At 71.0% G+C, this 21,014-nt stretch carries 20 protein-coding genes; 14 read left to right on the top strand and 6 right to left on the bottom strand.

Features of this window, described 5'->3' with window-relative positions:
- Window positions 1–71 precede the first annotated feature (71 nt).
- Window positions 72–1,154 (bottom strand): LacI family DNA-binding transcriptional regulator, encoded by a 1,083-nt coding sequence (locus AB0B85_RS17000; RefSeq protein WP_357408188.1) that lies wholly within the window; start codon window positions 1,152–1,154, stop codon window positions 72–74.
- Window positions 1,155–1,392: 238 nt separating this feature from the next.
- On the opposite strand from AB0B85_RS17000, the gene AB0B85_RS16995 reads away from it, so the two are divergent.
- Genes AB0B85_RS16995 through AB0B85_RS16980 form a run of 4 tightly spaced genes read left to right on the top strand, consistent with a single transcriptional unit; the run spans window position 1,393 to window position 5,505 of the window.
- Complete coding sequence (locus tag AB0B85_RS16995; RefSeq protein WP_357408186.1) at window positions 1,393–2,613, top strand: extracellular solute-binding protein; 1,221 nt, start codon at window positions 1,393–1,395, stop codon at window positions 2,611–2,613.
- Window positions 2,610–3,722: an ABC transporter ATP-binding protein gene (locus tag AB0B85_RS16990; protein ID WP_357408184.1), complete on the top strand. Its 1,113-nt coding sequence runs from the start codon at window positions 2,610–2,612 to the stop codon at window positions 3,720–3,722. Before AB0B85_RS16995 ends, AB0B85_RS16990 begins: the two co-directional genes overlap by 4 nt.
- The gene (locus AB0B85_RS16985; RefSeq protein ID WP_357408182.1) at window positions 3,719–4,618 is read left to right on the top strand and encodes an ABC transporter permease; all 900 of its coding nucleotides are present in this window, start codon (window positions 3,719–3,721) and stop codon (window positions 4,616–4,618) included. The genes AB0B85_RS16990 and AB0B85_RS16985 overlap by 4 nt, the downstream gene beginning before the upstream one ends.
- Window positions 4,618–5,505, top strand: coding sequence for an ABC transporter permease (locus AB0B85_RS16980; protein WP_357408180.1), 888 nt, complete (start codon window positions 4,618–4,620; stop codon window positions 5,503–5,505). The genes AB0B85_RS16985 and AB0B85_RS16980 overlap by 1 nt, the downstream gene beginning before the upstream one ends.
- Window positions 5,506–5,538: 33 nt before the next feature.
- Here the strand turns inward: AB0B85_RS16980 and AB0B85_RS16975 are convergent, their stop codons facing one another.
- Window positions 5,539–7,113, bottom strand: a complete 1,575-nt coding sequence (locus tag AB0B85_RS16975; protein ID WP_357408178.1) for a gluconokinase — start codon at window positions 7,111–7,113, stop codon at window positions 5,539–5,541.
- A gap of 120 nt (window positions 7,114–7,233) precedes the next feature.
- Between AB0B85_RS16975 and AB0B85_RS16970 the strand changes: the two genes are divergently transcribed.
- A complete protein-coding gene (locus AB0B85_RS16970; RefSeq protein ID WP_357408176.1) occupies window positions 7,234–7,965 on the top strand; it encodes a hypothetical protein in 732 nt (243 codons plus the stop codon).
- On the top strand, window positions 7,965–8,297 hold the full coding sequence (locus AB0B85_RS16965; protein WP_357408174.1) for a transcriptional regulator: 333 nt from the start codon (window positions 7,965–7,967) through the stop codon (window positions 8,295–8,297). The genes AB0B85_RS16970 and AB0B85_RS16965 overlap by 1 nt, the downstream gene beginning before the upstream one ends.
- Window positions 8,298–8,357: 60 nt before the next feature.
- On the opposite strand, the gene AB0B85_RS16960 is transcribed toward AB0B85_RS16965, so the two are convergent.
- From AB0B85_RS16960 to AB0B85_RS16950, 3 genes are all read right to left on the bottom strand, one after another.
- The gene (locus tag AB0B85_RS16960; protein ID WP_357408172.1) at window positions 8,358–9,071 is read right to left on the bottom strand and encodes a hypothetical protein; all 714 of its coding nucleotides are present in this window, start codon (window positions 9,069–9,071) and stop codon (window positions 8,358–8,360) included.
- Window positions 9,072–9,172: 101 nt separating this feature from the next.
- Window positions 9,173–9,835: a response regulator transcription factor gene (locus tag AB0B85_RS16955; RefSeq protein ID WP_357408170.1), complete on the bottom strand. Its 663-nt coding sequence runs from the start codon at window positions 9,833–9,835 to the stop codon at window positions 9,173–9,175.
- Window positions 9,832–11,040: a sensor histidine kinase gene (locus AB0B85_RS16950; protein ID WP_357408168.1), complete on the bottom strand. Its 1,209-nt coding sequence runs from the start codon at window positions 11,038–11,040 to the stop codon at window positions 9,832–9,834. The genes AB0B85_RS16955 and AB0B85_RS16950 overlap by 4 nt, the downstream gene beginning before the upstream one ends.
- A gap of 142 nt (window positions 11,041–11,182) precedes the next feature.
- Between AB0B85_RS16950 and AB0B85_RS16945 the strand changes: the two genes are divergently transcribed.
- The 6 genes from AB0B85_RS16945 to AB0B85_RS16920 all read left to right on the top strand — a co-directional run bounded on the left by AB0B85_RS16945 (window position 11,183) and on the right by AB0B85_RS16920 (window position 17,945).
- Entirely contained in the window at window positions 11,183–12,172 is a 990-nt protein-coding gene (locus AB0B85_RS16945) for a carboxymuconolactone decarboxylase family protein (protein ID WP_357408166.1), read from the top strand.
- A gap of 9 nt (window positions 12,173–12,181) precedes the next feature.
- Window positions 12,182–12,628 carry a DUF6220 domain-containing protein gene (locus AB0B85_RS16940; protein WP_357408164.1) on the top strand — a complete coding sequence of 149 codons (447 nt, stop codon included), beginning with the start codon at window positions 12,182–12,184 and terminating at the stop codon, window positions 12,626–12,628.
- Complete coding sequence (locus AB0B85_RS16935) at window positions 12,625–14,364, top strand: multicopper oxidase family protein (protein ID WP_357408162.1); 1,740 nt, start codon at window positions 12,625–12,627, stop codon at window positions 14,362–14,364. Before AB0B85_RS16940 ends, AB0B85_RS16935 begins: the two co-directional genes overlap by 4 nt.
- 159 nt (window positions 14,365–14,523) lie before the next feature.
- Window positions 14,524–15,966: a non-reducing end alpha-L-arabinofuranosidase family hydrolase gene (locus AB0B85_RS16930; protein WP_357408160.1), complete on the top strand. Its 1,443-nt coding sequence runs from the start codon at window positions 14,524–14,526 to the stop codon at window positions 15,964–15,966.
- Between the two features lie 251 nt (window positions 15,967–16,217).
- A complete protein-coding gene (locus AB0B85_RS16925; protein WP_357408158.1) occupies window positions 16,218–16,832 on the top strand; it encodes a dihydrofolate reductase family protein in 615 nt (204 codons plus the stop codon).
- A 210-nt stretch (window positions 16,833–17,042) separates the two neighbouring features.
- Entirely contained in the window at window positions 17,043–17,945 is a 903-nt protein-coding gene (locus AB0B85_RS16920) for an SGNH/GDSL hydrolase family protein (protein WP_357408156.1), read from the top strand.
- A 58-nt stretch (window positions 17,946–18,003) separates the two neighbouring features.
- Here AB0B85_RS16920 and AB0B85_RS16915 read toward each other — a convergent pair whose 3' ends face one another.
- Window positions 18,004–18,720 (bottom strand): TetR/AcrR family transcriptional regulator C-terminal domain-containing protein, encoded by a 717-nt coding sequence (locus tag AB0B85_RS16915; protein ID WP_357408154.1) that lies wholly within the window; start codon window positions 18,718–18,720, stop codon window positions 18,004–18,006.
- Window positions 18,721–18,835: 115 nt separating this feature from the next.
- Here AB0B85_RS16915 and AB0B85_RS16910 point away from each other — a divergent pair, with 115 nt between their 5' ends.
- Together AB0B85_RS16910 and AB0B85_RS16905 are read left to right on the top strand one after the other, a co-directional pair.
- Entirely contained in the window at window positions 18,836–19,816 is a 981-nt protein-coding gene (locus AB0B85_RS16910) for an NAD(P)-dependent alcohol dehydrogenase (protein ID WP_357408152.1), read from the top strand.
- Window positions 19,817–19,906: 90 nt separating this feature from the next.
- The coding region (locus tag AB0B85_RS16905; protein ID WP_357408150.1) for a serine/threonine-protein kinase at window positions 19,907–21,014 on the top strand (1,108 nt) is incomplete at its 3' end.

Genomic DNA, 21,014 nt, shown 5'->3' with positions numbered 1-21,014 from the left:
GTGCCGATGGTGTCCGGAGTGCCCCGGACCGGGCAACGAGTTGTCGTTTCTTGTCGCGGCGCCGCGCGCCCTCACCACAGGCGCGTCGCCGGGTGGGGCGTCGGCCGCCGGCGCACCCACGGCGGTCGGGCCCGACCCGGGCTCGGGTTGCGGGCGGCCGTCGAGTGGCGGACCACGAGGCGTACCGGAAGGACCATCGGTCGACCGGTGTGCCCGGGTGCCCCCTCGATCATCGTGAGCAGGTGTCGGGTCGCTGCCGAACCCTCCGCGTAGAGGGGTGCCGCCACAGTGGTCAGCCCGGGAGTGACGATGTCGGCCGCGACGATGTTGTCGAAACCCACGATGCTGACGTCGCCCGGAATGTCGACGCCCCGCTGGCCGAGGCCGCGGATGAGGCCGATCGCCATCTGGTCGTTGAAGGCGAGGACGGCGGTCGCGGGCCGGGCGCACAACTCCTCGGCGGCCCGTTCGCCGCCCGCGATGGTGGGGCTGAAGGGGCCGATCTGGCGTACCTTGATCTCCAGCTCCATGCCGGCCTCGAGCAGCGAGCGCCAGCGGATGCCGTTCGGCCAGGAGGCCTCCGGCCCGGCGACGTACGTGATGTGGTCGTGCCCCAGCTCACCGAGGTGTTCGACGGCCCGCCGGACGCCCCGGGGGTTGTCCGTCACCACGCAGGGCACGTCGGCGATGGCGCGGTTGAGGACCACCACCGGCCGCTGCTTGGCGAACATCCGGATGGCCGAGTCGGACATCCGGCTGCTGGCCAGCACGATGCCGTCGACCGTCGACATGGTCCGTTCGACAGCCTCCCGTTCCCGTCGGTCGGACTCTTGGGCGTCGATCAGCACCGTCGTGTACGCGCCGTCGGACGCCGCCTCCTGCGCGCCGCGCACGATCTCGGCGTACACCGGATTGGTGATGTCGGCGATGACGAGCGCGATCATGTGCGTGCGTGCCGTGCTGAGGGTGCGGGCCAACGGGCTGGTCCGGTAGCCCAGCCGCTCCGCGACCTGCCGGACCCGCTCGGCGGTCTCGGAGTTGACGCGGCTCGGCCTGGAGAAGGCGCGCGACACAGTGGACGGTGAGACGTCGGCTTCGACAGCGACGTCGTAGATCGTGACCCTCTTGTCGGGCGGCCTGGTGTGGTCGGGCATCTGCATGCTCCTCCCGGCTACGCGCCGTGATCATGGTATGACGGCGGTGAGCCCTCGGCAATGCCCCCGCAACAAACCAGTGCCGCGAGCGCATCCACGCGAGGCAATACATGGCAACCCGTTGCCGACGCGCCCCGCCGGCTGCCTGAATGCCTCAGGGATGGTGCGTGTCGGCGACCCACCTGAGCACGACGTGGACCTACCTGGCCGGCCGGGTAGTCGATGAAGGGAACAGCTCATGGGTATGACGCGGCGCGGCGCTCTCCTGGTCACGGCATCCTCGCTCATCGCGGGCGCTGTCGGGTGCGGAGCACCCGAGGGGCCCGGCAAGGCCACCGGCGACAGCACCGGCGAGGTGCCGCAGCGGCCCGGTCGGGCGGTGCCGCTCAACGTCCTCGACGTCGCCGGCAACCTGCAACTCACCCAGGGGATGATCGACGACTTCGTCGCCAAGAATCCCGACGTGATCTCCCGGGTGACCTATTCGAAGGCGCCGGCACCGGAGCTGGCCGGCAAGATCAAGGCTCAGCAGGGGGCGGACCGGGTGGACATTGGTCTCGTGTTGACCGGCGTCGACGGGCTGGCGGCGGGGATCGAACAGGGGCTCTGGCTCGACCTGTTGCCGACGTTCCAGGACCGCCTCGGCGGCATGCGCGACTACCTGGAACCGGCCGCGGCGATGCAGCAGCTCGCCGGCAACGCCGGCGTCACCGTCACCTACTACCCGTCCGGCCCGCTGCTGGAATACCTGCCGGCCCGCCTGGCCGCGCCACCGAGCACCGCGGCGGCCCTGCTCGCCTGGGCCAAGGCCAATCCCAAGCGCTTCCAGTACGCCCGGCCGGCCAACTCCGGCCCTGGTCGAACGTTCCTGATGGGGCTGCCCTACATCCTGGGTGACGCCAACCCCAAGGACCCCACCGCGGGGTGGGACAAGACCTGGGCCTTCCTCAAGGAGCTGGGTCAGTACGTGGACTACTACCCGTCCGGCACCACCGAGACGATGAAGAACCTCGCCAACGGCACGGCTCACCTGATCGTCAGCACGACCGGTTGGGACATCAACCCCCGGGTGCTGGGCACGGTGCCGAAGGAGGCCAGGATCGCCACGATCGACGGCTTCCACTGGGTCACCGACGCGCACTACGCCGTGCTGCCCAAGGGCGTCTCGACCGACACCCAGGCGGCGGTGCTGGCCCTGCTGGCGTTCATGCTCACCCCCGAGCAACAGGCCAAGGCGTACGACGAGGGCTACTTCTACCCGGGGCCGGCGGTGCGGGACGTCGGGCTCGCCTCGGCACCGCAGAAGAGTCAGGACGCGATCCGGGAGTTCGGCCGCCCCGAGTACGAGGCGTTGATCGCCGGCAACCCGACCGAGGTGCCGCTCGACGCGAAGAGCCTGGTGGCGGCGTTCAACAGGTGGGACCGCGAGATCGGCGGCGGGAAGGTCAAGCAGGGATGAGTGCCTTCTCCCACCTGCTGTTGGACGGGGTGTCCCGTCGGTTCGGCGGTCAGGACGCGCTCACCGACCTGGACCTCACCATCGGGACGGGTGAGTTCATCGCCCTGCTCGGCCCGTCCGGCTGTGGCAAGTCGACAGCCCTGAACTGCCTGGCCGGGCTGCTGCCGTTGACCCGGGGGAGCATCTGGCAGGACGAGCGGCGGATCGACACCCTGCCACCGGAGCGCCGGGGCTTCGGCATGGTGTTCCAGAGCTACGCCCTCTTCCCGCACCTGACGGTGCGGGCGAACATCGCCTTCGGGCTGCGCATGCGGCGGCTGCCGAAGGAGGAGATCCGCCGGCGTACGGCGGAGGCGGTGCGGCTGGTACGGCTCGAGGACCACGTCGACAAGCTGCCCGGTCAGCTGTCCGGTGGTCAGCAGCAACGCGTCGCCATCGCCCGCGCCGTCGTGTTCGAGCCGTCGCTGGTGCTGATGGACGAGCCGTTGAGCAACCTCGACGCCAAACTGCGGCTGGAGATGCGTACCGAGATCCGCCGGCTGCACCAGTCGCTGGGGCTCACCACCGTCTACGTCACGCACGACCAGGAGGAGGCGCTCTCCCTGGCCGACCGCCTGGTCGTGCTGCGGGAGGGGCGGGTGCAGCAGATCGGGTCACCACGCGAGTTGCACACCCGGCCGGCGAACTGGCACGTCGCCGACTTCATGGGCTACCGGAACCTGTGGCGGGGCCGGGTGCAGCGGCGCGACGGCAGCAGGGCCACTGTCGAGTCGTCAGGTCAACGCCTGCACGGCGAGGCCGTCGGCGACCCCGCCGACGGCGCGGACGTGGTGGTCGCGGTGCGTCCCGAGGACATCCGCGTCGACGGGGCCGGGGGGACCACCAACGCCCTGTCGGCGACCATCGAGGTGGTGGAGTATCAGGGCCGCGAGTTGGCGGCCGAGGCTCGTACCGACACGGGCCAGTCGCTGCACCTGCGTACCGAGCAGCGGATCGCGCCCGGCGACCAGGTCAAGCTCGCCATCGACCCGCGGCGGCTGCTCGTCTATCCCGCCGGCGGCACCGCGGACATCGACCGCCGCGCGGACGCCTCGGCGGCGACCCGGTGAGCGCCGCCGGACCCGGTCGACCGTTGGCGCACTGGCGACACCGTCTCGCCGAACGGGGCGTCGACCGTCAGCTCTTCCTGTTGGTCCCGGCGCTGGTCTTCGTCATCGCCCTGTTCCTCTACCCGTTCTTCTACGGGTTGACGCTCTCGTTCCAGCCGACCGACGGCGGGCCGCTCAGCGACTACGCCCGGTTCTTCTCCGACGCCTACGAGCGGGGCACGATCTGGATCACGCTGCGGATCGCGCTGCCCGCCGCGCTGCTGAACGTCCTCGCCGCCGTGCCGATCGCCTACCGGATGCGCGGCCGGTTCCGGGGCAAGCGACTGGTCACCACGCTGCTTGTCGTGCCGATCACGCTCGGCACCGTCCTCACCGCCCAGGGGCTGCTGAACTTCCTCGGCCCGACCGGTTGGTTCAACCGGATCCTGCTCGCCACGAACCTCGTCGACGAGCCGGTACGCCTGACGCACAACTACTGGGGGGTGTTCCTCTCGCTGGTGATCACCGGGTTTCCGTTCGCGTTCCTGCTGGTGCTCTCGTACCTCTCCGGTATCGACCCCACCCTGGAGCGGGCGGCAGCGACGTTGGGGGCGGACTGGCGTCGCCGGTTCACCCGGATCACCCTCCCGCTGCTGATGCCGGGTCTGGCCACCACCTTCTGCCTGACGTTCGTGCTGGCGTTCAGCGTGTTCCCGTCGGCCGTCCTGGTCGGCAACCCGGCCGGTGAGACCCGGGTCATCTCCCTCGCCGCCTACCAGGCGGCGTACGAGCAGTACGACTACCCGTACGCGTCGGCGATCGCAACGATCATGGGGTTCGTCGAGTTGGTAGTCATCGCGGTGGTGCTTGCCGCGCGCAGTCGTTTCTACACCGGCGCCACCGGAGGCAAGGGCTGATGGCTTCGATCACCCAGGCGTCACCGGCGCGACCCCCCGCCACCGACGACCGGCGTCGGCGCGTCACCGCCCGGCCGGCCGCCTGGCTCGTGTGGGGCGTCGTCATCTTCTTCTTCCTCAACCTGCTGGGCGTCGTGGCGTCCGTGCTGGTCAGCTCGTTCGGCAGGCGCTGGTTCGACACCTGGCTCCCGGACGGCTACACCACCAGCTGGTACGGCCGGGCCTGGGACGAGTTCGCGCTGCTCCAGGTGATCGTCGTGACACTCGAGGTCTCCGTACTCGTCGTGGGCCTCTCGCTGCTGATCGGTGTGCCGGCGGCCTACGTCCTCGCCCGACGGTCCTTCCCCGGCAAGCGGCTGACCTTCCTCGTGTTCCTGCTGCCCATCCTCATGCCCCCGATCACGTACGGCATCCCGCTGGCCACCGTGCTCTACAAGTTCGGGCTGGCCGGGCACCTGTCGGGTGTCGTGCTCGCCAACCTCGTACCATCGGTGCCCTTCGTCATCCTGACCATGACCCCGTTCATCGAGCAGATCGACCCGCGGATCGAGAGCGCCGCGCGGATGTGCGGCGCGGGTCTGCGCACGGTGTTCCTCCGCGTCCTCACGCCGTTGCTCGTGCCGGGCATCCTCGCCTCCGCGATCCTCGTCCTCGTCCGGACCGTCGGCATGTTCGAACTCACCTTCCTGACCGCGGGCCCCGACTCGCAGACCCTCGTCGTGGCGCTCTACTACTCGATGTCCGCGTCCGGCATCAGGGCGCAACAGTCGGTCGACGCCATGGCGGTCATCTACACCTCGATGATGCTGGTGCTGCTCGTCGTCGCACTGCGCTACGTCAACCCGACCCAGCTCGTGGCCCAGGTCAAGGAGGACCCCGAGCACTGACGCCGCCCCGCCTCAGCCGGCCGGGTCGGCCGCTCACGACGCCCCCGGGACCGCCTCGACCCACCTGTCGACGTCCGGGTCGGCGGCCACCTCGTCAAGGATCTCGCCCACGCGGCCCACCACCGTGCGGAGTACGGGCAGCTTCGCGCGCAGGCCGCGATAGGTCGTGGTGAGACATGGGTCGACCGCGACCGGTTCGCCGTGGACGATCTCCGGGTCGAGCAGGGCGACCGCCTCCGTGAGGTCGGCGGCGAGGCCGATCGCGAAGAGCCCGAGCGCCGCCGCGCCGAGGGCGGCATCGTCGTCCTCGCCCGCGACGTCGGTCGGACAGTCAAGCACCGCGGCCATCACCGCACGCCACAGTGGATGCCGGAAGGCGCCGCCGGTCAGCCGAACCCTGCTGATCGGGGTCAGCTCGGCCAGGCGGTCCCGGACGTCGCCGAGGTGCAGGCACACACCCTCCAGCGCGGCCCGCACCAGGTGATCTCGGGAGTGCTCGCTGCGCAGCCCCAGGTACGCGCCCGGCGGGCCGGATTCCCCCTGCGGGGTGCGGTCGGCACGTAGCTGGGGCAACATCACCAGTCCGTCGCTCCCCGGGGTGATCCGTTCTGCGAGAGCCAGGAGTCCGGGCGCGCTGAACTGGTCGTCGGACGCCGGGCAAACGTCGGGTTCGAGGGCCCTACCGGCCCACCGCACGACGTTGCCGCCGTTGTTGACCGTCGTGCCGACCACCCACGCGTCCTCGGTCAGCGCAGCGCAGGAGAAGGTCTCCGACGGGTCGACGAGCGGAGCCGCGACGACGGTCCGCAGGGCCCCGGTGGCCGCGAGGGTCAGACCGGCGACGGTGCTGTCGATCGCCGCCATGCCCAGGCTGCGCGACGGACCGTCAGCCGCGCCCACCACGACAGGTGTGCCGGACGGCAGGCCGACCCCCTGCCCTGCCGCCGAGGAGAGCCGCAACACGCCCGTCGTGGGCAGGACCGGGGGCAGTTGGCTGCCGGACACCCCGACGAGATCGAGTACGCCCGCGCTCCACACCCGTCGATGGACGTCGAACATGCCGGTGCCGGACGCCGACGACAGTTCGGTCACCAACGTCCCGGTCAGCCGATGGACCAGGTAGTCCTTCAGGCCGATCCACCATCGCGTCGCGGTGCAGAGGTACGGCTCGTGACGGGCGAACCAGATGAGCTTGCAGAGCGGGCTTCCCGGGTGCACGGGCGTGCCGGTGACCCGGTGCAACTCCCGGCTCTGGCCGGAGACCCGCAGGTCGCGGGCCACCTCCGCGGACCGCGTGTCAGCCCCGGTCAACAGCGGCGTCACCGGCGTGAGTGTCGCGTCCAACCCGATCACGCAGTGCCTGGGGGAGCTGACCGCGAGGGCGACGACCTCCGCCCCGGCGGTGTCGGCGACACACGCGGACACCGCCGCGAGGGTAGCCGCCACCAGCACGTCGGGGTCCTGGACCTGCCAGCCGGGCAGCGGTTGGAGGAGCGGGTACGTCCGCGTCCGGACGTGTCGAGCGGAGCCGTCCAGTGCGAACGCGCCCGCCCGCACGGTGGTGGTGCCCACGTCGACCCCGAGGATGACACGACGCTCTGGCCCCATGAGCAGATGGTCGAGCGGTGTGCGGCGGGTGGGCAAGCTGTTGCGCGCAGTTGTCGTGTCGGCCACGAAAGCATCGTGCGTTCTCTTGCGCAGTCAGGTCTGTAATGCAAAGCTAACTTCATGACAGACGATCCTGTTCCTCAGACGGACAGCCCTCACGAGCTGCTGGCGGCCGTGCGTGACCTGACCCGCCGGGTCCGTGTCGCCCAGCGCGGCACCTGGTTCCCGCTGTCGGTCTTCGCGACGATCACCCTGCTCGCGATCCCCGTCTACCGGTACGCCCCCTACCTCGACGTCTTCGGCACCTGCCGATCCCGCCCCCAGCACACGGTCTGCATGACGCCCAACCCGGTGGAGCTCGGATACTGGACAGTCGCGCTGGTGCTCTCCTACGCGGCGATCGCAGGCTTCTACGTACGACAGTCCCGACGGCGCGGCGTGGGCACCCCCATCCGCCCCTACGTCGTCGTCGGCGTCGCGTTGGCCGTCCTGATGACAGCCGTGTCGATCTGGTTGACGTTCCACCCGCTCCTTCCCCAGCCCGCCGACCCCTTCTCCACCGACCCGGTGCGGATCGAGGTCGGGCCGGCCGCGTGGCTCGTCAACGGGCTGGCCAGTCCGCTGGCGGCGATCGGGCTGGCGCTGCTGGTGCTCGCGTGGGTCGAACGCCACTGGGCACTGCTGGCGTACACCCTTGTCTACCTGGCGATCGGGATGGTTCAGGGCAACCAGGTCATTCACTCGTCGTCGCGGTGGTTCTTCCTGCCGCAGCTGCTCGTCCCAGCGGGGGTGCTGCTCCTGGGAGCCGCCGCCTTCGCCCTGTTCCGGCCGACCCCCGCGGTTCGCGCGTGATGACCGATCACCCCGCCAACGGCCTCGACGACGTCGTCCACCAGCGCGTCCGGCTCGGCATCATGGCCATCGCGCACCAGGGCCGCCAGGTCGAGTTCGGTTTTCTCCGCACCACCCTGCAGCTGACCGCCGGTAACCTCGGGCAGCATTTGACCGTCCTGGAGAAGGCCGAGCTGATCCACATCGAGAAGGGCTACGAGGGCAAGCGCCCGCGCACCTGGGTCACCCTCACCGCCGCCGGTCAAGCCGCCCTGCGCGACGAGATCGCCCACCTCAAGCAACTCATCCAGCAGGTCGAACAAGCGCAAACACCGCCGACCGCCGACCGGTGACCGGCGGGCAGCCGACGCGCGTTCCCGACCGACGCTCCGATCAGGAGCGCCCGAGGGTGCTCAGACCAGGAAGTTCTCCCGCATCCTCGCGCCCAGGTTGATCCCGCCCACCACCCGCGGGCCGGCCGGGTCGTGCACGTCGAAGGTGTTGTTGCGGCGCATCAGCTCCCGCACCGACGGTGGCAACCGGGGCGGGTCGTCCATCGCGGCGAGGACCTGCCCGGCGGTCGTGATCAGCCGATCGGCGAGCGCGGCGGCGTCGGTGTCCACCCGCACCCGGCCGTACTCCCAGCCTGCGGTGGTGAGGTCGAGCACCTCGAACACACGGGTCAGCAACGGATTCGGGTCGGTCACCCGGTCGAGCCGGGGAGCCCGGTTGCCGACCACCGCGACGGCGGCGGCCACCTGCGCGTACGGGTAGAAGCCGGACGGTAACGCGAACAGCGGCCACCGCAGAGCCGGACCGGCCTCCCGCCACAGCGGCCGGTAGTTGCGGCGGTGCACAAGCAGCCGGCGGCCGGTCCGCCGGTGGATCTCCTGGGCCTGGGACTGCAGGTCCACGTGCGCCTCGTCGGCGACCTGACCGACGATCTGGGCCGCCACCACCAGGCCGTCGTCGCTGTCCAGGGTGGTGGTGAGCGCCTCGACCTGCTCGGTGAACCGGATCTGCGCGTGAACGCCGTAGCGGTGCTGCACGTCGCGGAGCAACGCCTGCTGTCGTCCCGGATCAAGCTGGACCCGCCTACCGCCCAGCAACCGCCGGAGCCAACGCATGTCGCCTCGTTTCAGCAGAGCCGTCGTCGGACGGCGGCAATGCTAGTGCGTCGGCCCGAACCCGTGTGCCGACGGGTGCCCCCTTCGGGCCGCGTCGACGGTCACCTCCGACGCGGGGTGATCAAGCCCGACTCGTACGCCCACACCACCAACTGGGCGCGGTCGCGGCAGTGCAGCTTGGTCATCGCCCGATTGACGTGCGTCTTGGCGGTCAACGGACTGATCACCATTCGCCGGGCGATCTCGTCGTTGCTCAGCCCGTTGCCGACCAGCTCGACGATCTCCTGCTCGCGGGCGGTGAGCACCTCACGTCCGGCTGCCGGTTCGGCCGGCGGCGGACCGGAGACGAACTCACTGATGAGTGTCCGCGTGACGGCCGGCGCGAGCAGTGCGTCGCCGCGAGCCACCACGGCGACTGCCTGCAACAGGTCGGCCGGGTCCGCGTCCTTCAGCAGGAAACCACTGGCCCCCGCACGCAGGGCGGCGAACACGTAGGAGTCGAGCCCGTAGTTGGTGACAATGAGGACGTGGACCGCGCCGAGGTCCGGATCGGCGGCGATGCGGCGGGTCGCCTCGATGCCGTCGAGCCCCGGCATCTGCACGTCCATCAGCACCACGTCCGGGCGCAGACGTCGCGACAGGTGGACGGCAGCGGCACCGTCGCCGGCCTCGCCAACGACCTCCAGGTCGTCCTCCGCGTCGAGCAGGGCCCGGAAACCGGCACGCATCAACGCCTGATCGTCGGCGAGCAGAACCCGGATCATGCCGGCTCCTCCCTCCGGTCGGCACCGTCACGATCCGTCGCGGACTGAGCTGGTTGGACCTCGCGCGGGCGCTGGGTCGGGGCGGGAGTGTGCAGCGGGAACGTGGCCCGTACCGTGAATCCGTTGTCATCGGCGGCGGCATGCAGGGTGCCGCCCAGTCCGGTCACCCGTTCGCGCATGCCGCGTAGGCCCACGCCCGGTGTCATCGGCTGAGCCGGTGACCCGCGACCGTCGTCGGTGACCGAGACGGCGAGCTGCGCCGGAGCGTACTCGACATGGACGTGCGCGGTGGCGGGGCCGGCGTGCCGAGCCACATTCGTCAGTGCTTCCTGGACGACGCGGTACCCGGCCTGGTCGACCTCCGCGGGCAGGTCCCCGACCGCACCGGTGACCGTGACCTGCACCGGGACGCCGACGGCCCGGGTCCGCGCGGCGAGTTCGTCCACCCGGGCCAGCCCGAGGCGGTCCTCGTCGGCGGGTGAGCGCAGGACGTCGAGCGTGACCCGCAACTCCCGCATCGCGGCGCTGCTGGCCTCCTGGATCGCCAGCAGCGTGGCCGACGGCTCCTCGCCGCGCTTGCGGGCGAGGTGCACGGCGATCCCGGCCTGTACCTTGATCACCGAGATGCTGTGGGTCAGGGAGTCGTGCAGGTCGCGGGCGATGCGCAGGCGCTCCTCGCCGGCCCGACGCAGCGCCACCTCCTCGCGGGTGCGTTCGGCCTCGATCGCCCGCTGCTCGACCTGTTCCAGGTACGCCCGGCGCTGCCGTGCCACGAGACCCGCGACGTTCGCCGCTACGAACCAGCCCAGTAGGAGTGCGGTTCGCTCGACGATCAGCTGACCGGGCCGGCCGGTCGGGGTCACCGCGACGTCCCGGGCCAGGAACCCGCCGAGGAAGACGAGACTGGCGACCACTGCGGCGGCCCGCTGCCCCCGCCAGGCGGCGACGTAGACCGCGGCGAGCGCCGGGAACGCCGCGGACACCCCCGGATGCACCCGGACGTGCAGGGCCAGCATGGCGACGGTCACCACGCCCAACGCCACAGCCGGATACCGCCGGCACACCGCCAGGGCGACAGCCATGGCCAGGACCAGGGCGACGTCGAGCGCCCCGATCGCCGCCGCGTCCGGCGCGAGCGCGGCGTTTGCGAGCAGGAGGCCGCCGAGGGCGAGGCCGCTGAGGGCGTACGGCAGGTCGCGACGCATCGTCGAAGCGTAGAACGGTCCGGACGCACCGGCGTCCACCGCTCGCGGTAGGAGGACGTACCGCGGACGCGGTAGCCGCAGCCGGCCGAGTGCCTGCGACGGCACGACGTTTTCCCGGCTCGTCGAGGCGAGCATCGGACCCATGACATACCGCTTCTCCACCCCAGTGCGAGCCTCGGCCGCGACCGGCCTGACCGCGACGGTCTACCGGCAGTTGTCCGAGGACTTCCTCGGTCCACTGCCCACCTTCCAGGTGCTCGCGGCAGTGCCGGAGGTGCTCGCCGCGACCTGGGCACTGATGCGTGAGGCACTGCTCGCCGGGGACCTGTCCCGGGTCGACCGGGAACTCGTCGCGGCGGCGGTGTCGCGGGCCAACCGCTGCCAGTTCTGCATCGACGCCCACGCGATGCTGCTGCACGCCCTCGGCGAATCGAAGCTCGCCGAGGTCGTCATCCGGGACGAGACCCCAACCGAAGCGCGGCGTGCCGAACTCGTCGCCTGGGCGAAGGCGAGCCGCAACCCCGGGACCGCCGGCTGGACCAGCCCGTACCAGCCTGAGATCACCGGCACCGTGCTCGCCTTCCACTTCATCAACCGGGTGGTGTCCGCCCTGCTCGGTCCCGACCTGCTTCCCGGCGGCCTGCAACGGTCCCCGCTGACGCGGTCGGTAGGGGGCTGGTTCTCCGCCCGGGCGGCCCGGGGACCGAAGGAACCCGGCCGGAGTCTCGCGCTCCTACCCGCCGGCACGCCGGCGGCACCCGACTGGGCGGGGGACAGCCCGGTCGGCGTCGCCTACGCGGCCCTGACGCAAGCCGCCGCGCGGGGCGGGGACCTGCTGGGCGACGTTGCCCGCCAGACCGTCACGGGCACCGTGCGCTGGGAGGACGGGCGGTTTCCGGCCCGACCGGCGGACTGGGCCGTCGACCTGGTCCGGGACGTGCCGGGCCGGGATCGCGTCGGAACGCGGATCGCCCTGCTGGCCGCGTTCGCACCGAGCGCGATAAGCGTTGGCGACGTCGCTCTGTGGCGGCTCTCCCATCCCGCCGACGCCGACCTCGTCCGCCTTGTCGCGTACGGGGCGATCACGGCCACCGACCACGTCGCCCGGGCACTGGCCGCGGCGCACCACTAGGAGACCACAATGCGTAAGGCATTCGTCATCATCAGCGCCCTGTTGCTCGTCTCGTTCGCCCTGCAGTTCGTCTTCGCCGCCGTCGGCGCGTTCACGAAACCCGCGGCCGACGACTCGTACGCCCTGCACAGCGTCAACGGGATGGCGGTCATCCCGGTGCTCACCCTGCTCACCGCGCTGTTCGCGGCGCTGGCGAAGGCACCGGGTCGGCTCGTCGCACTGGCGCTCCTGCCGCTCGGCCTCGTCGTCGTGCAGGCGCTCATCGCCATGCTCGCCCGCGCTGCCACTGACGCCGCGGGCGTCAGCACCCCGCTCGGTCTGATCATCGGTGGGCTGCACGCCGTCAACGGGATCATCGCGGTGCACGTCGTGGTCGGCGTCCACCAGGCGGCGCGAAGGCTGACGGCGCCGGTCGCCACCGCTGACCTGCCGGTCCGCCCGGGGGCGCCGGTATGACCACCGGCTCGCTGCTCGCCGTCGATCTCGTGATCGCCGTCCTCACGGCCGCCGGTTGGCTCGGCGCCGGCTCGGCGGCGGTCGCGAGGCGTCGTCCGCTCGCCCTGGCGCTGGCGGCCCTCGCCCTGCTCGCCACGCTGGCCCGCGCGATCACGATCATCGGGCTCGCTCGCGCCGGCTGGTGGTTCGCGGGGGAGAAGGTGCTTGTCACAGGTCCACTGTCGCTCGCGGCGGTGGCCGTGGCCGGGCCGCGGTTGCTGCCGGTCCCGGGCGACATCAGGTCCGTCGCGGTCCCGCTGCTCTTCGCCGGGTACGCCACAAGCAGCGCCCTGTTCGTGACGGTTCTGCACGGCTATCCCGCGTCGGCGGGCGCGGGTCTGCTCGCCGTCGCCGGGACCGTCACGGCGACGGCGGTATCGTGGCGGGCCGTCGGTGCGCGCCCGTCGCGGGCGATGTCCCGGGTGGCTCTCGTGGTGGCGGTCGGCGCGTTGGTGACCGGGACCGGGCTGACTGTCGTTCCGGCTGCCGCGCCCGCCGTACCCCATGATCATGGGTACCGGGATGCGCGGACCGCCGACGAGCCGACCCGGCGGTTCACTCTGACGGCCGGGACCGCCACGGTGCGCGCGGACGGCCGAGACGTCGCGGCGTGGGCGTTCAACGCGCAGGTACCCGGGCCGGAGCTGACCGCCACGGTCGGCGATGTCATGCAGGTGACGCTGCGCAACCGGGACATCGGGCGTGGGGTCACGCTGCACTGGCACGGGTACGACGTGCCGAACAGTCAGGACGGGGTGCCGGGCGTGACGCAGGCCGCGGTGCTGCCGGGGCAGGAGTTCGTCTACCGGTTCCGCGCCGATCAGGCCGGAACGTACTGGTACCACACGCATTCGGTCTCCGATGTCGGCGTCCGGATGGGGCTCTACGGAGTCCTGGTGGTCCGCCCGGGGCCGACGGCCGGCCTCGACGTCACGGTGCCGGTGCACACCCTGGTGGGCCGGCCGTTGCCCGCACCGAGAACGGAGCGCGTCGAGGCGGGTCAGCCGGCACGGCTGCGGCTGATCAACACCGACAGTACGACGCACCGCTACGCCCTGGCCGGGACCGCCTTCCGGGTCGCCGCGATCGACGGCGTCGACCTGGAAGGCCCGACGTCGCTCGTGGACACCGCTGTGCTGATCCCCGCCGGGGGTCGCTACGACCTGGTGTTCACCGCACCAGCCACGCCTGTGGCGTTGTTCGTCGACGGGCGGGTGGTCTATTCCACCGGGGCGGTGTCCACGTCGACGGGCGACTGGCCGGTGTTGGATCCGCTCGACTACGGCGCTGCCGTCGCGGTGCCCTGGTCGCGGTTCGACCGGAGCCTCACACTGGTGCTCGATCGCGGACTCGATCTGCACGGCCTGCTCCCGCGCTACGCGCACACCGTCAACGGCGCGGCCGCCCCGGACATCCCACCGCAGGTCGTACGCCTCGGCGACGTCGTCAGGTTCACCATCGTCAACCGGTCCCAGGTCGTGCACCCGTGGCATCTGCACGGCCACCACGTCCTGGTGCTGTCGCGCGACGGAGAGCCGGCGGCCGGGAGTCCGTTGTGGCTGGACTCGTTCGACGTCCGGCCGGGCGAGGTGTGGGAGGTGGCGTTCCGCGCCGACAACCCGGGGGTGTGGGCCAACCACTGCCACAATCTGGCGCACGCCGACGCCGGCATGACGCTGCACCTGATGTATTCGTGAGCCTCCGACCGACGAGAAATCGAAACTCGTGAGTTCGAGGTTGAGGGTATGGGAGCGCTCCCGTAACATACCTGTCGCGGCCTGTTAACGCTCACAAACGCGACCACGCCAGCGATCACCACCAATGCATGGCCGCCGCCCCCCTCAGGAAGGTGCTCTATGACCAGATCCAGATACACAAATGTCGGTCTGGCGTCGGCCGGCGTCGCCCTACTCGTCTCGACGACTGTCGTCGCGGCGCTGCCGGCCGGTGCCGCGGCGGCGGGCTGTTCGGTCGACTACGCCGTGCCGTCGCAGTGGCAGGGTGGATTCAGCGCCAACGTGTCGATCACCAACCTGGGTGACCCACTGAACGGCTGGACGTTGACGTGGTCCTATGCCGCCGGGCAGACGGTCACCCAGGCGTGGAGCACCGCGTTGACGCAGAGCGGCTCCGCGGTCACCGCGGCGAACGTGAGCTACAACGGCTCGGTCCCGACCAACGGCACTGTGTCGTTCGGGTTCAACGGTTCCTGGACGGGCAGCAACCCCGCGCCGACGAGCTTCGCGCTCAACGGTGTGGCGTGCACCGGCAACCCGGTGACGCCGCCCCCGACGACGACGCCCCCGCCGACCAGCCCACCGCCGACCACCCCGCCCCCGACGACGCCCCCACCGACCACCCCGCCTCCGACGACACCGCCGCCGAACGGCTGCGACCTGCCCTCGTCGTACCGGTGGTCGTCGACCGGATCGCTGGCGAACCCGAAGTCCGGGTGGGTGTCGCTCAAGGACTTCACCGTGGCGCCGTACAACGGTCAGCAGTTGGTCTACGCGACCACGCACGACTTCGGGACCAGGTGGGGTTCGATGAACTTCGGTCTGTTCACGAACTACTCGCAGATGGCGTCGGCGAGTCAGAACGGGATGAACTCGGGGACTGTGGCGCCGTCGTTGTTCTACTTCGCGCCGAAGAACATCTGGGTGCTCGCCTATCAGTGGGGTGGGCCGGCGTTCTCGTACCGGACTTCGAGTGACCCGACGAATCCGAATGGTTGGTCGGCGGCGCAGACGTTGTTCACCGGGAGCATCACGGGTTCGGGGACGGGTCCGATCGATCAGGCGCTGATCGGTGACGGGACGAACATGTACCTGTTCTTCGCCGGTGACAACGGCAAGATCTACCGGGTCAGCATGCCGATCGGGAACTTCCCGGGTAACTTCGGTAGCAGCTACACGACGATCATGAGTGACACGACGAACAACCTGTTCGAGGCGCCGCAGGTGTACAAGCTGCAGGGTCTGAACAAGTACCTGATGATCGTCGAGGCGATCGGTTCGCAGGGTCGGTACTTCCGCTCGTTCACGGCGACCAGCCTGAACGGTTCGTGGACGCCGCAGGCCGCGTCTCAGAGCAACCCGTTCGCGGGTAAGGCCAACAGTGGTGCGACCTGGACCAACGACATCAGCCACGGTGAGTTGCTGCGGACCAGCGCCGACCAGACGATGACTGTCAACGCCTGCAACCTGCAACTGCTCTACCAGGGTCGCTCGCCCAGCTCCAACGGCGTCGACTACGGCCTCCTGCCGTACCGGCCGGGTCTGCTGACCCTGCAACGTTAACCTGCCTGACCGCGAGACGGGCGGGCTCGGTGAACGCCGGGCCCGCCCACTCGTGCGCCGCCTTGGCACCGGCTCGGAGGCGGTGGGCGGTGTAGCGCCCACTACCGCATCCGCCCCCGCGGAGGTGGCCGCCGGCCGCTCGCCACGAGAGCGAAACGCCGAAGTCCTCGTCGGGGCGGACGCTGGCGGGAGAGTTTGGGATGATGCGCCGGTCTACCTGCGACATCACCTGAGCTGAAGGGATTCCCGCGATGGCAAAGGTCATCTCCACCCTGTTCATCTCTGCCGACGGGGTGGCCGAGATCGACCCCGACTGGCACTTCCCGTACTTCGACGAGAACATGGGCCGCGCCGTCACCGAGGACTATGAGACCGGCGACGTGCTGCTCATCGGCCGTGAGACCTACGACAGCTTCGCCGGCGCGTGGCCCGACCGGGAGGCCGCCGGCGGGGAGGACGCGCCGTTCGCCAAGCAACTCGGGGACATCCGCAAGGTCGTCGTCTCCCGCCAACCGCTGACGTTCTCCTGGCGAAACTCCGAGCTGATCGCCGGTGATCTCGTCGATGCCGTCGCGTCGCTCAAGGCCGACGAAGGAGTGCGCGGCATCCTCATCCCCGGGTCCATCTCTGTCGTGCAGCAGTTGCTGGCCGCGGGGCTGGTCGACGAGCTGCGCCTGCTGGTGCATCCGGTGGCGGCGCGTAAGGGCCGCAAGCTCTTCGACGAGGGCGACCAGGCGTACCACCTGCGGGTGCTGGCGACCGAGGCGTTTCCGACGGGCGTGCTGCGCGTGATCTACGCGCCGGCCGCCGCACCCGGAAAGGTCGGCTACGACGACGTCAAGGACCAGGTGCCGGCCGGGCAGTAGCCAGGCACCCGGCTGCGGCCCGATCGGATCCCGAGGCGGGTCGTTAGTGGCGAGACCGGCGCGGCCGGCGCAGCGCGCCGGGGCTGAGCACCACCGTGCCGTCCCACACCTCGGAACACAATTTAGTGAGGCTCATCGATATTGACGTGCGGCGTCGGCGGCGACAGGATCGCGGCACCACCACCCCCGTGATCCCCTCTGGGAGGCGTCATGATCCGTCCCCGCCTGCCCCTCCTACCCCGCCTGCGGGCAGCCAGCCGGTTGGCCACACTCGCCGTGGCCACCGTCGGCGTGCTGCTCACCGTCGCCACACCCGCCAGCGCCGCCGTACCCGCCGGCAGGTACGTCGCGCTCGGCGACTCGTACACCGCCGGTCCGCTGGTCCCCACCCAGGTCGACCTGAACTGCCTGCGCTCCAACCGCAACTACCCCTCGCTGGTGGCCGCCGCCGCGGGCTCGTCGTCGTTCGCCGACGTGAGCTGCTCCGGCGCCACCACCGACGACATCCTCTACGGGGGCAGCGGCCAGTTGGGTGTCACGCTGCCACCGCAGCTCAACGCGGTCACGTCCACCACGGCGCTGGTGACGGTGCAGATCGGCGGCAACGACATCGGCTTCGCCGGCATCATCGGCGACTGTGCCGAGGCGAGCCTCAGCAGCCCGCTCGGGTCGCCGTGCAAGAACCGGTACACCGCCGGAGGTGTCGACCAGTTGCAGGCGCGGATCGTCGCCGCCACGCCGAAGGTGACCGCCGTGTTGCGGGCGGTCCGCCAGGCCGCGCCGGGCGCGCGGGTCGTGGTCCTCGGTTACCCGGCGATCCTGCCGGACACCGGTTACGGCTGCTGGCCGGTGGTCCCGATCGCCTACCAGGACGTGCCGTACCTGCGCGGCGTCGAGAAGTCGCTGAACGCGATGCTGGCCAGCGCCGCGAGTGCCAACGGCGCCAGCTACGCCGACGTCTACACCCCGTCGATCGGCCGTGACGCGTGCAAGGGCAGCGGCACCCGGTGGGTCGAGGGGTTGGTGCCCCAGAACTCGGCAGCACCGTTCCACCCGAACGCCCGGGGTGAGCAGGGCATGGCCACCGCCCTGCTCGCTCGGCTGAACAGCTGACCTGACCCGCGATCGGTCGAGCCGGCCCCGTCGGACGTGGCGGGGCCGGTGCGGGACGTCAGTGCGGCCGGCGCGGCGACGCCCAGCCGCGCTCGTGCAGTCGTTCGATGCCGTCCAGCAGCAGGTCCAGCGCGAACTCGAACTCGAACTGGTCGTCGCAGCCCTGCCCCAGCACCGACGCGTCGTCGTGGGACGCCGCCATGGCGATCTCCGCGACGTGCGGGAACATGGCCGCGACCTCGGGTGGCAGGGCCGCCGGCGGGGCCGGCTCGGTCCGGCCGGACCGACCGGCGCGCCGGTCGGCGTCGAACAGCTCCTGGCTGAAGCCCAGGACCCGGCTGCCCATCGCGTGCATCACGTGGTGGGCCAGATCGACGGAGAATCCGCCGGCCCGCAACGTCCCGATCACGGCGTCGAGGTAGGCCAGCACGGCCGGCGTCGCCATGTTGCGCGACTCGATCGCCAGCGGTGCCCAGGGGTGGCGCTGCAGCACCTCGCGCGCCGAGAGGATGCGCTGGCGGACCGCGGGCTTCCAGTCGGCACCGACCTCGGGCGCGCCGATCTCGCCGACGACCACGTCGATCATGCCGTCGAGCAGTTCGTCCTTGTTGGCCACGTGCTTGTAGAGCGCCATCGGCACGACGCCCAGGTCCTGGGCCAGGTTACGCATGCTGAGGGACTCGATCCCGGCCTCGTCGGCGAGCGCGACGGCGGCGCGGAGGACCCGGTCCCTGCTCAGTGGCGTGCGGCGCAGCGTCTCCGCCTGCTCGGCCATCTCGCTCCTCGTCGTCCGGTGGACAACCGAACCCTAATCCCCTTGACAGGTGTACGGCGTACACCTAGCCTTTTCCGCATCAGGTGTACGCCGTACACCTAGGGAGGGTGCACTCATGAAGGCGATCGTCCAGGACCGGTACGGCCCACCCGACACACTCACCCTCGCCGACGTGGACACGCCGGTGCCCGCCCCCGACGAGGTGCTCGTGCGGGTGGAGGCGGCGGCACTCAACGCGTACGACTGGCATGCCATGCGCGGCGATCCACGGCTGGCGCGGCTGGCGCTGGGCCGCTCCCGGCCCCGGGCCCGCATCCGGGGCCGGGACTTCGCCGGCCGGGTCGAGGCCGTCGGCGCCCACGTTCGGGAGTTCCAGCCGGGTGACGCCGTCTTCGGCGACCTCGGTGACGCCAACGGCGCCTTCGCGCAGTACGTGTGTGTGCCCGAGAGCCTGGTCGCGGCGAAGCCGGCGAACCTGACGGCGCAGCAGGCCGCCGCCCTGCCACTGGCCGGCGTCACCGCACTCATGGGCCTGGCCGCCGGGCCGGTCGAGCCCGGCCACCGCGTGCTCGTCAACGGCGCCTCCGGCGGGGTCGGCACGCTGGCGGTCCAGTTGGCCACCGCGCTCGGCGCGACAGTGACCGCCGTGTGCAGCACCCGCAACGTCGAACTCGTCAGTTCCCTCGGCGCCGACCACGTCGTCGACTACACCCGCGACGACTTCGCGCTCGACACCCGCCGCTACGACGTGGTGTTCGACCTGGTCGGCAACCGCTCACTGCGGGCGCTGCGACGGGTGCTGACCCCGACCGGGACGCTTGTGCTCTCCGGCGGCGGTGTGTACCGCGGCGGCAGCCTCGTCGGGCCGATCGGGCTGATCGCGCGCGGCCGGCTGCTGGCCCCTTTCGTCCGACACCGCATCGTCGTCCTCACCACCGTGCCCGCCCGGCAGCACCTCGACACGCTGCGCGCCCACGCCGAAGCCGGCCGCCTCACCCCGGTCATCGACCGCAGCTATCCCCTGCACGAGGTGCCCCGGGCCATCCGGTACCTCGAAGGCGAGCACGCGCGGGCCAAGGTCGTCATCACCGTCTGACCCGGCCGGAACCCCGCCCCACCAGCGGTCCGGGAGCCGACCCGGCGTCCCCGTGCTTGAGATCGAGGAGTCCGGGGTACCGAGGGTGTCATGCCGATTGTGGGGCAAGTCGTCGGAGACCGTTACCGTCTGGTCGAGAGCATCGCCAGCGGTGGGATGGGTGACGTCTGGCGGGCGGTCGACGAGACCCTGGACCGCTGCGTCGCGGTCAAGATGCTGCAACCTCGACTGGTCGCCGACGCCGGCTTCGGCGAGCGGTTCCGGCGCGAGGCCCGGGCGATGGCGGCCCTGCGTCATCCCGGCATCGCCCAGGTCTACGACTACGGTGAGGTGTCCGGGCCCGACGCGCTCGCGTACATCGTGATGGAGTGCGTGCAGGGTCAGCCCCTGTCGGAGCGGATCGCCGAGGTCGGCCGGCTGGACGCGGCCGAGACGATGTCGATCGCCGCGCAGACCGCCCGTGCGCTGCAGGCCGCCCACGACGCCGGCGTGGTGCACCGTGACGTCAAGCCCAGCAACCTGATCATCGAGCCGGACGGGCACGTCGTGCTCGTCGACTTCGGCGTCGCGGTGACCCAGGAGGCGGCGAGCCTGACCGGCACGAACCAGGTCGTCGGTACCGCCCTCTACATGGCACCCGAGCAGGTAGTGCGGAACGAGACCAGGCCGGCGATCGACATCTACGCGCTGGGGGCCGTCGTCTACCACTGCCTCGCCGGCAGGCCCCCGCACGAGGGTGAGAACGCGGTGGCGGTGGCGCTGCGGCATCTCGACGAGGAGCCACAGCCGCTGCCCGAGGACGTGCCGGCGGCGGTCCAGCGGCTGGTCGCCACCGCGATGGCCAAGGAGCCCGCGCGGCGCTTCCCGACGGCGGCGGCGATGGCCGCGGCGGCGCAGGCGCTCGCGGGTCCGTCCGACGAGCTGCTGCGGACCGCCGTCGCGCCACTGGTCGGAGCGCCGGCCGAGCGTACCCAGGTCCAGCGGCCGGTCGTCGGCAGCGCAGCGACGCGGCCGGGCGGTGGCCCGGGCCCGAAGGTGCTCGCGATGCTGCTCGGATCGATGGCCGCCGCGGCCGCCGTGCTGGTGTTCGCCGATCCCATCGATGCGCCGCCGATAGTGAGGTCACTGGTGGCCGAGGCTTTCATGGCGCGTACCGAGGCGGGGTCGAAGCTCGTTTCGAGCCGGGTCTTGGCGGTCG

This window comes from Micromonospora sp. NPDC049044 (assembly GCF_040649215.1).
Lineage (GTDB): Bacteria > Actinomycetota > Actinomycetes > Mycobacteriales > Micromonosporaceae > Micromonospora.
Note: the sequence above shows the minus strand (reverse complement) of the source record. Positions and strands in the feature narration are given on the sequence as shown.